Annotated in this window: 6 protein-coding genes and 1 pseudogene; 2 read left to right on the top strand and 5 right to left on the bottom strand. The window is 59.7% G+C overall.

Translation table 11 applies throughout. The features are described from left to right. Both HV670_RS31005 and HV670_RS14185 read left to right on the top strand, forming a co-directional pair. Positions 1 to 1,839: pseudogene (locus HV670_RS31005) on the top strand (hemagglutinin repeat-containing protein); the annotation flags it as partial. Between the two features lie 1,572 nt (positions 1,840 to 3,411). Next, a complete protein-coding gene (locus HV670_RS14185; RefSeq protein WP_175105421.1) occupies positions 3,412 to 3,798 on the top strand; it encodes a barstar family protein in 387 nt (128 codons plus the stop codon). Between the two features lie 1,094 nt (positions 3,799 to 4,892). On the opposite strand, the gene HV670_RS14180 is transcribed toward HV670_RS14185, so the two are convergent. The 5 genes from HV670_RS14180 to HV670_RS14160 are packed head-to-tail and all read right to left on the bottom strand — an operon-like array spanning position 4,893 to position 10,610. Then, the gene (locus HV670_RS14180) at positions 4,893 to 6,176 is read right to left on the bottom strand and encodes a D-tagatose-bisphosphate aldolase, class II, non-catalytic subunit (RefSeq protein WP_175105420.1); all 1,284 of its coding nucleotides are present in this window, start codon (positions 6,174 to 6,176) and stop codon (positions 4,893 to 4,895) included. Beyond that, positions 6,169 to 7,155 carry a tagatose kinase gene (locus HV670_RS14175; RefSeq protein ID WP_175105419.1) on the bottom strand — a complete coding sequence of 329 codons (987 nt, stop codon included), beginning with the start codon at positions 7,153 to 7,155 and terminating at the stop codon, positions 6,169 to 6,171. The genes HV670_RS14180 and HV670_RS14175 overlap by 8 nt, the downstream gene beginning before the upstream one ends. Beyond that, positions 7,148 to 8,152, bottom strand: coding sequence for an ABC transporter permease (locus HV670_RS14170; RefSeq protein ID WP_175105418.1), 1,005 nt, complete (start codon positions 8,150 to 8,152; stop codon positions 7,148 to 7,150). The genes HV670_RS14175 and HV670_RS14170 overlap by 8 nt, the downstream gene beginning before the upstream one ends. Next, the gene (locus HV670_RS14165) at positions 8,149 to 9,711 is read right to left on the bottom strand and encodes a sugar ABC transporter ATP-binding protein (protein WP_175105417.1); all 1,563 of its coding nucleotides are present in this window, start codon (positions 9,709 to 9,711) and stop codon (positions 8,149 to 8,151) included. The genes HV670_RS14170 and HV670_RS14165 overlap by 4 nt, the downstream gene beginning before the upstream one ends. Further along, on the bottom strand, positions 9,708 to 10,610 hold the full coding sequence (locus HV670_RS14160) for a substrate-binding domain-containing protein (RefSeq protein ID WP_175105416.1): 903 nt from the start codon (positions 10,608 to 10,610) through the stop codon (positions 9,708 to 9,710). Before HV670_RS14160 ends, HV670_RS14165 begins: the two co-directional genes overlap by 4 nt. Between the last annotated feature and the right edge of the window lie 27 nt (positions 10,611 to 10,637).

The following is a 10,637-nucleotide window of genomic DNA, read 5'->3' as shown; positions in this document are numbered from 1 at the left end:
CCGCGCCGATCGGGATCTGACGGTCCGGGGCGCCACGGTCGTCGGCACCCACGACGTGAAGCTCGCGGCAGACGGCAACGTCAAGATCACGACCTCGCAGGATACGCAAACCACGTCGAGCGCCTATCAGAAACACGAATCGGGTGTGGGTACGAGCGGCGGGATCGGCATTTCAGTGGGTAGCAAGACGCAAACCGACAGGTCGAACACCTCGCGGGTGACGCACATCGGCAGCACGATCGGCTCGCTGAACGGCAACCTGAACATCGCGGCGGGCGATGAGCTGCACGTGAGCGGTAGCGACCTGATCGCGGCGAAAGACGTGAGCGGCACGGGCGCGAACGTGACGATCGATGCGGCGGCCGACACGATGCACCACGACGAGACGCATGAGGTGAAGCAAAGCGGCTTCACGCTCGCGCTGAAAGCCCCTGTCCTTGATGCGCTGTCGAACACGGTGGACCAGGCGCACGCGGCAAGCCGCAGTCAGGACAGCGGCGCGGCCGCACTGCATGGGATGGCCGCAGCCAGCGGCGCGGTCGATATGGTCGGTACGGGCGGCGCCGCGGCTGGCGCCCTGGCGAACGGACAAACACCTGAAGCGAAGATCGAGCTGAGCTATGGCAGCAGCCACAGCAAGAGCACGTTCGCCGAAGATTCGACCACGAACAAGGGTGCGTCGGTCACCGCGGGTGGCACGGCCGCGTTCGTGGCAACGGGTCACGGCGCGCCGACTAACGGCGCATCTCGCGACAGCGCCGCCAGCGGCAACGTGACGATTGCGGGCTCGAATGTCAAGGCAAACGACGTGCTGCTTGCGGCCAGCAATCAAGTCAATCTCGTTAACACGACCGATACCGATTCGACGCGCAGCACGAACGTGTCGAGCAGCGCAAGTGTCGGGGTGTCGTATGGCACGCAGGGCTTGGGTGTATCGGCGTCGAGGTCGAAGGCGCACGGCGACGACAACAGCGACGCGACGATGCAAAACGACACGCACGTCAAGGGCGCGAACAGCGTGCAGATTGTCTCGGGTGGCGACACGAACCTCATCGGCGCGCACGTGAGCGGCAAGCAGGTGACGGCCGACATCGGCGGCAACCTGACCATCGCGAGCGTGCAGGACACGGCGACCAGCCGTGCCGATCAGGAAAGCTCGGGCGGAGGCTTCAGCATCAGCCAGGGCGGCGGCAGTGCGAGCTTCAGCCACACCAGTGGCAGCGCGAGCGGCCGCTATGCGGGCGTCAATGAACAGGCCGGCATTCAGGCCGGTTCGAACGGGTTCAACATCAACGTCCAGGCAACACGGATCTCAAGGGCTCGGTGATCACGAGCGAGGCGGACGCGTCGAAGAACATGCTTTCGACGGGCACGCTGTCCTTCTCCGATGTTGCAAACAGTTCGAGTTACAACGCGCACTCAGGTGGATTCAGCGCAGGCGCAACAACGGGCGATGGTGGCGCAAATTACAGCACGCACGGCGCGTCGTCCGGGACGAATGCCGGCGGCGCTGCACCGATGCTCAGCCAGAACGACAGCGGCCGCGCCAGCGCAATGACGCAAAGTGGCATCAGCACTGGCACGATCAACGTGACGGACACGGCGCACCAGACGCAGGACGTGGCGAGCCTGAACCGCGATACGTCGAACGCGAACGGGACGGTCGCGAAAACGCCGGACGTCAATACCCTGCTGAACAATCAGGCCGACCTGATGGCGGCCGCGAGCGCGGCGGGTGAAGCCGTGTCACGTCGCGTTGGCGACTATGCCGAATCGAAGATGAACGAAGCCATAGCCGCGGGCGACACGGCGACCGCTGACGCATGGAAGGAGGGCGGCGCAAATCGCGCCATGATGCAGGCAGCGGGTGCGGCGCTGGTGACTGGGCTCGGCGGCGGCAGCGCAATGGAGGGTGCAGCGGGAGCGGCAGGCGCGGGCATCGCGTCGCTCGCAGCGGGCAAGCTGAACGAGCTGAGCGGCGCGATCGCTGACGCCAGTCCGACCGGCAACGCCACGACCGACCGGGCGCTCGGCAACATCGTGGCGAACGTAATTGCGACGAGCGCGGGGGCAGCCGTTGGCGGTGAGGCGGGCGGGTTCTCGGCCTACAGTGTTGATCGCTTCAACCGGCAGCTCCATCCGGATGAGCGGCAATGGGCGAAGGACAACGCCAAGACGTTTGCGCAGTTCTACGAGGGCAAGACCGGCCGGTCGATCACGTCGGATCAGGCCCAGCAGATCTTGCTGGCCAACGGCTACATCCGGGTCGACCAGGCGGCCGCGAGCGGCCCGGGCTACGATGCGACGGCGGCACAGTACATCACGCAATATGCCGGGAGCCTCTTCACGGCGACACATGCGGAATACAAAAATCCGTTGCTCAATGGAAACGCGAATGGGTCGCTGACACCTGAGCAACTGGCGTTGCCGGGGGCGGTGGCCAATCCGACTGTCGGACTTGTGACGGCTGGCGTGATCACGGGCGGGCTCGCGGCCGCTCCTGCGGTTGTAGCGGGCACGGCGGCCGCCATCGAAGCGTGCGTGATCAATCCAGTGCTGTGTGCCAATCACGCGGGTATCGCCATCGGCGAGATCGCGGCGGGCGGTGCGATGCCTGCGGGCACTGGCGCGGCGGTGGCTGGAGCAGCGACTGTGGGAGGAAAGGCGGCGAACGAAGCTGCTGCCATAAACAGCGTTAAGCTCGTAGAGCAAGATGGAAACATCTACCAGTTCAACATACCTGGGGCGAGCGGAGATCTTTCAGTCGTGACGGAAATGACGCGGAGCGGAAATCAACTCATATTGAGCGGAATGCACATCGATGGCCCTGGAGCCGGATCGAGCAGCATTAGTCAACTGAGGAATATCGCCCGCGCTTTGGGTCAACAATATGGGGTTGACAAAGTCATCATCAACGGCGGCACACGAACATCAGGGGCTAGTCCTGGGAAAGTCCCACGCAGCATTACGATCAAGGTGAACTAATGACGACGATTCGCATTACAGGGTGGAAAGCGGGCTTTAACAAGGTTCAGTTCGGGTCGCTACTTCGAGAATGTTGCGGCTTCTCTTTGTCAGAAAGGAAGCGACAGGTGGATTCGATCTTGCAAGGCGATGTGATCACAATAGAGATCGCTCCGGATCGCTGCGAGCATTTCCTCCAAAGTGCCAGCTATCTGGGGGCAATTTGCGAGTTGGGCGCGAATAGTGATCGTTGTTGACTGCGCGAGTCAAGCTTGATGATTCGGCGGAGGAGTTGCTTCAACAAACATGCCTCTCGGCCTTGGTTCAATCCGACGGTCAATCCCAAACAACCTGCACGAACAACATGGTCTTCAACAGACGATGTCGAATCCGGCGGGGGCACACAGTTGCCTATTCCCGTGGGCGACAATAGAGGGAATCGCGTGCATGGACACATCTCGAGCATTCACTTTCGTTCCCGACGTCGGAGAATTTTCAGCAGACGATGCACTTGTTGCGAGGGTTGGAGGCGAAATCCAGACGCCGAGGCAGCTTTTTGAACTCTTGTATCAGTTGCTCACGCTACCGGGTTACTTCGGATTCAATTGGGACGCGTTGTTCGATTGCCTCCGCGATTTTCATTGGGTCAGTCAACGGAAAGTAGTCATTGTGCATGAGGATTTCCCAGCACTCCCACCGCCTGAGATGAAGATTTACCTAGAGATGTTGGGCGATGCTGTCATGGATTGGAAAGGAGAAGAACCACACTGCCTGGAAGCGGTCTTCGATGAGGATGATCGCGCTCGTGTCGAGGCATTGATGACGGGAGGCTAGCTCAGTTTCGGCAATAGTGGGCGCAAGTTGGGTAGGTATCGTCCCAAAAGCGCTTGGACTCTGGTGCCGAATCCATCCCTCACGGCGGGCAAAGCCGCCGATGAAATTGGCGTTGCGCGCGAAGCCGCAGACAGTGCGGCTGGGTCTTCGGGGCAATGCGCAGTGTCGCGGCGAAACGGATAGATTTTGCGTTTTGTTTAGCTCGTGATGGCGTTGCCACAAACTCAGAGCCAGGAGTCACGCTGGCGCCAGTGGAAGTCCAATGACGGTACCGTGAGGCACGAATGTTTCGACGACTATTGACGGGGGTTGACTACTCTGCACACGCGATCGATTCAATGCAAGGGCCTGGTATTCCGTCATCGGTGGCGCAGAACACGATTTCGAATGGGTCGGTCTACCCGAACGTTGCAGGGACAACGAGCTACGACGACTCGGCAAACAATGTTCGGGTGATCACGAACTCGACCACGGGACACGTAGTTACTGTTATCCCGGGAGCACCAGGACAATGAATTCGCCGACTAACGCCCTCGAAGCTGCGGTGCAAAGAATCCTGCTTCAGGAGTGGGATCCTATTGGCATACGGGATGTGCCTGACGCTCAGGATGAGTACGATTCCTATGTGCTAGGAATTTGCACGATGCTGCGTGAGGGACAAACAACGGAGAAGCTTTACCGGCATCTTCGGTGGATCGAATCCGAGCATATTGGGCTTGATGGGAATGAACTTCATACAGACCGGATCGCAAAAAGGCTAGCGAGTTTGTTGATCTAGGACTTCCGGCAATCCCAGCCTTCCCGTTTCCACGGTAGCTTGGGCCCGCGTGGGATCGACGGTGCAAGTGTGAGCGCCGGGCGCGCAAGCGCCCCGGTTGGAAGCGGCCATCGACTGAGCCGGCTTCATCCGTCCTCTGGTCGCCTCGACCCGTGTGACGGTCAGGCCCATGCTCAGGATTCGCATGCCTTAGAGGGCTCGGTCACATGACAGATTCAGATTTTTCGACCGCTTCAACCGCCAACGTCATCCGGATGAGCGAATCCGGCGGGTGAGTCTCATCGCAGTTCTTGGCCCGGTCCGAGCGAAATGCACCTCAAGCCATGCACGCAGCAGCATACCCCCCAATCACTTCACGAATCTTGCTCTGCACGAGACTCATCGGCGACGCATCGATCAGCCCGCGCCTGAACTGCCAGTATTGTTCCGGCAGGTAGCGACTGAGCAGGTTTTCGGAAATCGTGATGTCCGCCAAGTTGCTGATGAGCTTTTGCGCTGCCGCGTCAACTTCCGGGTCTGCCCAGTAATATCTGACGCGATCGCTATAGCTGTACGTTCTCAGCAGCCGTTTTTCCTGCTTGTCACCGTGGTAATACTTCTCCCAGTTACCCGGCTTGGCGAGCATGACCCTCTCGACCACTTCACGCAGGTTCGACCTTGCCTCTGAGGCAACGAGTTCGGCCTCGATGTCGGCAAGCGCATAGAGCACTTCGCGCAAGGCAAACGTGACGCCCGGACCGACCTTCAGAATCGCAAACCCATCCCGCACCAACGCGGCGAGCGATTCCAGTTTCTGATAGTCAGTGGAGTGAGCTTCGAAGACCATGCCGGGCAACTGTTCAAGAACCCCGGAAAGCTCCGTGGCTAGCTCAGGCTTGTATTCCACGACCTTCGTGTGATCGAACTCGACGCCAGGCTGAACAACAAGCGCGATCACGCGTTGCCATGCATCATCAAGGCCTCGACCACGCCACGCAATACGGTGAACCGCGACCGTATCCAGCGCAGCATTGGAAGCGGTTACCTCAACGGTATCGAGTTCTTCAGCGGCGCCACCCGGAACCGGAACCTCAGTGCCAATGATATAAACAGGTTTTTCGCTCCTGCCTTCGCGCTCAGCAGCGAGCTCGGCGATCGCACACAAGCGCGAGGCCCTTTCGGCAACGACATCGTCCGAGAGACGAGCCGGATCGCCAGCACAACTCATGCTGGTGTCGAGGTGAATCTTCGTGAAACCCGCCGATACGTAGGCGTCAATTAACGCCTCCGCGCGTTGCATGGCTTCCTCCGCGGGTAGGCTGCGCCATGCATTGGGTCCGAGATGATCACCGCCCAGAATCAGCCTCGAACGAGGCAGGCCGACGCGATCGGCAATGAGATGGACGAAGCGCACGAAATCCGCCGGCTTCATCCCAGTGTAACCACCGAACTGGTCAACCTGATTCGATGTCGACTCGATCAGCAGCGGCGTGTCGTCGTCAAGCGCCTGTTCCATGGCTGCGCCCAGCACCCATGGATGGGCCGAGCAGATCGAATAGATACCCTTGAGCTTCTTCGCCGCGACCTCATCACCCGAGAGGCGGGATACAACATTAGCCATGAGATTGCTCCGAAGAGTTCGCGATAAATTCGTCGAGTTGAGCCAACGTCGCCGTGCCCTCCATCGGGCCACGGACTGTCACCGCCCGCGCGCCGGCCGCACATGCATAGCTCAGCGCCTTCTCAATGCCGAAGCCTTGAGCGCGACAGGCAATGTACGTCCCTCCAAAGCAGTCGCCGGCCCCTGTCGGATCGACCTCCTGAACGGGCAAGGCCGGAAGGTTCAGCTCGGTCGCCCCATCGTAGTAACTGCATCCGTCCTTTCCGCGCTTGACCACGACTTCGCGCACGCCACGCTTCAAAAGCTCTTCGATAGCACCCTGTTCGCTGCTCGCAGTGGCGAGCAGCATCACCTCGTGGCCGCTCGGCAGGAAAACATCGGTGTAGTCCAGAATGAAGTCGAGCGCCTCCCGCATTTCGGGAATGCGGAGCATCTCTTTTCGAATGTTCGGGTCGAAGCTCACCGTGCCGCCGTGCCCCTTGACGGCCTCGATGACCTTTTTCATCGCTTCGATGATGCGGAACGAAAAGAGCGACGAGCCCATCACGTGAAAGTGACGACATTGCTTCAACAGATCGTCCCGAATATTCCCGACTGAGAGGTGCCCTGAAGCGCTGTTCGCAATGTTGTAGATAAAGTCGCGCTCGCCATCTTCGCGATAGGTGACGAACGCACTGCCTGTCGTTGCAGTCTTGATGACGGAGATACCTGAGACATCGACGCCGTCTGCACGCAGGCGCTCGACGTTGAGTGCACCAAAGTCGTCATCGCCGACGCAACCGATCATTGAGCAGGGGCTGCCTGCTTTCGCGACCTGATCGATGAAGATGGCCGGCGCACCGCTCGCGTAGGGGCCGATCAGCGTGCCGGGCTTGCGGAACGACTGCCCGCGCTTGGTGGCCATGATTTCGACCAGAATTTCGCCCATCGTCAGGATGTAGCCGGTGTTATCGCCTTGATGCATTTCAGTGTTAGCCATGACGCTTCTTCGTTTGAACATCGATGCAAACGGCAACGAGGATGACGACGCCCTTTACGATCAGTTGATAAAAGTACGGAACACTCAGCAGATTCATGCCGTTATTGATGACGCCAATGATGAGCGCACCGATCAAGGTGCCGACAATCGTGCCGTAGCCACCACTCAGACTCGTACCACCGAGCACGGCTGCCGCGATCGCATCCAGTTCATAACCCATCCCGGCGTTGGGTTGGGCCGAATACAGGCGCGATGTCATCAGCACGCCCCCGATGCTCGCCATCAGCCCGGATATCATGAAGATGCCAATGCGCAAGCGTCTTACATTGATGCCCGAATACAGTGCTGCTTCCCGGTTCCCGCCAGCGAGGTATGCCTTGCGGCCAAATACCGTTTTCGACAGGACAAAATGGTTGACGGCCAGAAGGATGACCAGAACCCAGATGGGTATCGCAATGCCGAGGACGGTTGCGTTGCCTAATGCGGCAAAACGGTCATCGTCGATCGATATGGGGACGCCTGCCGACGTGATATAGGCCAGTCCCCGGAATACACCCATCGTCGCGACCGTCACAATGAAGGAGGGGATGGTCAGCATCGCGGTCAGGACACCGTTGACGAGGCCGAGGACCAGTCCCGCTGCCATCGCGACAACGACGGCCAATGCGGGATGCAGTCCGAGCTGCATCGAAAAGGCAGCGATGGTCCCGACGAGCGCCATCACGGCGCCGACAGAAAGGTCGATGTCGCCCAGCAGCAGGACGTACGTCATGCCGAAGCCGAGAATAGCGATAATCGATACCTGCAGGACGATGTTCAGCAGGTTGCCGAGCGTCAGAAAGTTTGACGACAGGACCGCGAACAAGACGCAGAGTAGAACGAGCCCGCATACGATCCCGCCGTAATGACGAATCCATTTGGACAGTGCGGTCACGCTGCGCCTGCGCTCGCCTGATTCGCCCAGGCTGGCATTTCCGGTGAGATCAGAGGGTTTCATGCTTGTGCTGCTCCTGTTGCATACGACATGACGGTCTCCTGAGTCAGCCCCGTCGTTTCAAATTCCTTGACAAGGCGCTTCTCGCGCATCACCACGAGACGATCGCTCATGGCGAGCGCCTCGGGCAGTTCCGAAGAGACCAGAATGATGGCGGTGCCCGCATCGGCGAGTTCCCGCATGACGCGATAGATCTCGAACTTCGCACCGACATCAACGCCACGGGTGGGCTCATCGAGGATGAGCACTTTGGGCTTGAGTGAGAGCCATTTCGAGAGGACGACTTTCTGCTGGTTGCCCCCGCTCAGATCGCCCACCGCCTGATGCGGACCCGCTGTTCTGATCTTCATGCGAGCGATGGCGTCATGCGTTTCGCGTTGCTCGAACCGGCTGCTGACAATGCCAAATCGAGAACCCTTTCTCTCGAAACTGGCCATCGTGACGTTTTGCGCAATCGAATGCATGAGTACGAGGCCCTGATGCTTTCTGTCCTCGGTGACAAACGCAATGCCTGCTGAGATCGCGCTTTCGGGCGAACGCAGCCGCAGCGTCCTGCCATCCATGACGATCTGTCCCGTCGGGCGGCCGATGCCAAACAGCGCGTTCATCACGTCGGAACGGCCTGCACCGATGAGGCCAAAGAAGCCGAAGATCTCGCCCGGCCTGACACTGAAGCTGATGTCGTGGAACTTGCCATCCATGGTGAGGTTCCTGACCTCGAGCAACGGTGGCCGGCTCGTATCCAGCGGCGTGGTACGCGGAGGATAGACATCGCTCATCTCGCGTCCGACCATGAGGTTGATCAGCGCACCAATCGTCGTCTCATTCTTGTCATGCGTGCAGATGTACTGCCCATCGCGCATCACCGAGATGTCATCCGAGATCCGCATGATCTCGTCCATCCGGTGGGAGATGTAGACGACGGCCGTTCCCCTCGCCTTGAGTTTCGTCACGATGTTGAACAGCACTTCGGCTTCCCGGTCACTCAATGACGACGTAGGTTCGTCCATGATGACGAGTTCAGCATTGCGGCTCAGTCCCTTCGCAATTTCGACAAGTTGCCGTTGTGCCATCGACAGGCGCGCGACGGGAGCACGCGCATCGATCTCAATGGCGAGATCGTCGAGCAGAGCCTGCGCTTGCCGGTACAGCGATTTGAAGTCAACGATTCCAAACCGCCGCGGTTCGTGGCCAGCGAAGATGTTCTCGGCCACACTCAGATTGGTCGCGAGGCTCAGCTCCTGATAGATGATTGAAATGCCGGCCGCTTGAGATTCGGACGGGTTGGCAAATGCGACATGCTGCCCGCGCAGGAGGAGTTCACCCTTGGTCGGTTCATGCACGCCCGCCAGGATCTTCATCAGGGTCGACTTTCCGGCACCGTTTTCGCCCAGAATCGTATGGACCCGCCCGCTTCGCAACGCTAGCGAAACGTTCTTGATCGCTTCGACAGGGCCGAACGATTTGGCGATCGACCTCAACTCCACAAAAGGGAGGCCGGCTTGATCGCCAAAGTTCGCGCCCGATGCCTGAGCGCCCAGGCTATTCGGGCTCGCATTCATTTTGTGGTTTCGTGAAGGTAGACCCCGGGCGTCACAGGGATCAGTTTCGCAACTTGCTGCTTCTCGGCGACCTTGACGGCCGTGTCGACGGCAACGGCACCCATTTTTTCGGGGTACTGACGGATCACGCCAACGAAGTTGGGATTCTTGTCGACGGCCGCGCGCGCTTCCGGCATCCCATCGAATCCGATCACCTTGACATGATTGCCCGCGGATTTGCCCGCGACGGCTGCCGCCATCGCCGCGTCATCGCCAAATCCAAAGATCCCGTCCAGATCCGGGTGGGCTTGGAGCATATTCTGTGCTGTCGTCAGAGCTTCGGCTCGCGTGATGCCTGGCTGGACGGCAACAACCTGCACACCAGGGCAGGCAGCAAGGGCTTTCTTGAAGCCTGTCACGCGGTCGATCACAGACTGCACCGTCGGATAGTCGATCACGCCGACGGTGCCCTTTCCGCCGAGCACCTTGCACATGAGCTGTCCGGCCATCTGGCCGCCGGCGTAGTTATCGGTCGCGATATGGGAGGCAACCTCGACGCCCTGCGCGCCAATGTCCACGGTAATGACGGGGATTCCAGCCCGCTGCGCGGTCATGACCGCCGCCTTGACGCCCTTTGAATCCACTGGCGAGAGCACGATCACATCGACCTTGCGTGTCACGAAGTCCTGCACGTCGGCGATCTGCTTGCTCAGATCCTGATTCGCGATCGATATGTCGAGCTTCGCGTTGTCCTTCTTCGCCTCCTGTTTCATGGCATCAGCCAGGGCAACATAGAAGGGATGTTGCTGCGTAAGCAGGGAGGCGCCGATCTCGATCTGCTCGGCGTGTGCGAACGGAGCGGCGGCAAAAGTGGCGGTCGCTGCTACGGTTGCTGCAATGCTTTTGGGCGTCAACTTCATTTGTCTCTTCCTCTGACAGGGTTTGAT

The organism is Pararobbsia alpina (genome assembly GCF_902859895.1).
GTDB classification, from domain to species: Bacteria; Pseudomonadota; Gammaproteobacteria; order Burkholderiales; family Burkholderiaceae; genus Pararobbsia; species Pararobbsia alpina.
The sequence above is the reverse complement of the archived record's forward strand: the minus strand, read 5'-3'. Positions and strand labels throughout refer to the sequence as shown.

Bases quoted from the DNA above. Each gene is read 5' to 3' on its own strand.
- HV670_RS14160 (WP_175105416.1), bottom strand. From the start codon at position 10,610: ATGAAGTTGACGCCCAAAAGCATTGCAGCAACCGTAGCAGCGACCGCC.
- HV670_RS14165 (WP_175105417.1), bottom strand. From the start codon at position 9,711: ATGAATGCGAGCCCGAATAGCCTGGGCGCTCAGGCATCGGGCGCGAAC.
- HV670_RS14175 (WP_175105419.1), bottom strand. From the start codon at position 7,155: ATGGCTAACACTGAAATGCATCAAGGCGATAACACCGGCTACATCCTG.
- HV670_RS14170 (WP_175105418.1), bottom strand. From the start codon at position 8,152: ATGAAACCCTCTGATCTCACCGGAAATGCCAGCCTGGGCGAATCAGGC.
- HV670_RS14180 (WP_175105420.1), bottom strand. From the start codon at position 6,176: ATGGCTAATGTTGTATCCCGCCTCTCGGGTGATGAGGTCGCGGCGAAG.
- HV670_RS14185 (WP_175105421.1), top strand. From the start codon at position 3,412: ATGGACACATCTCGAGCATTCACTTTCGTTCCCGACGTCGGAGAATTT.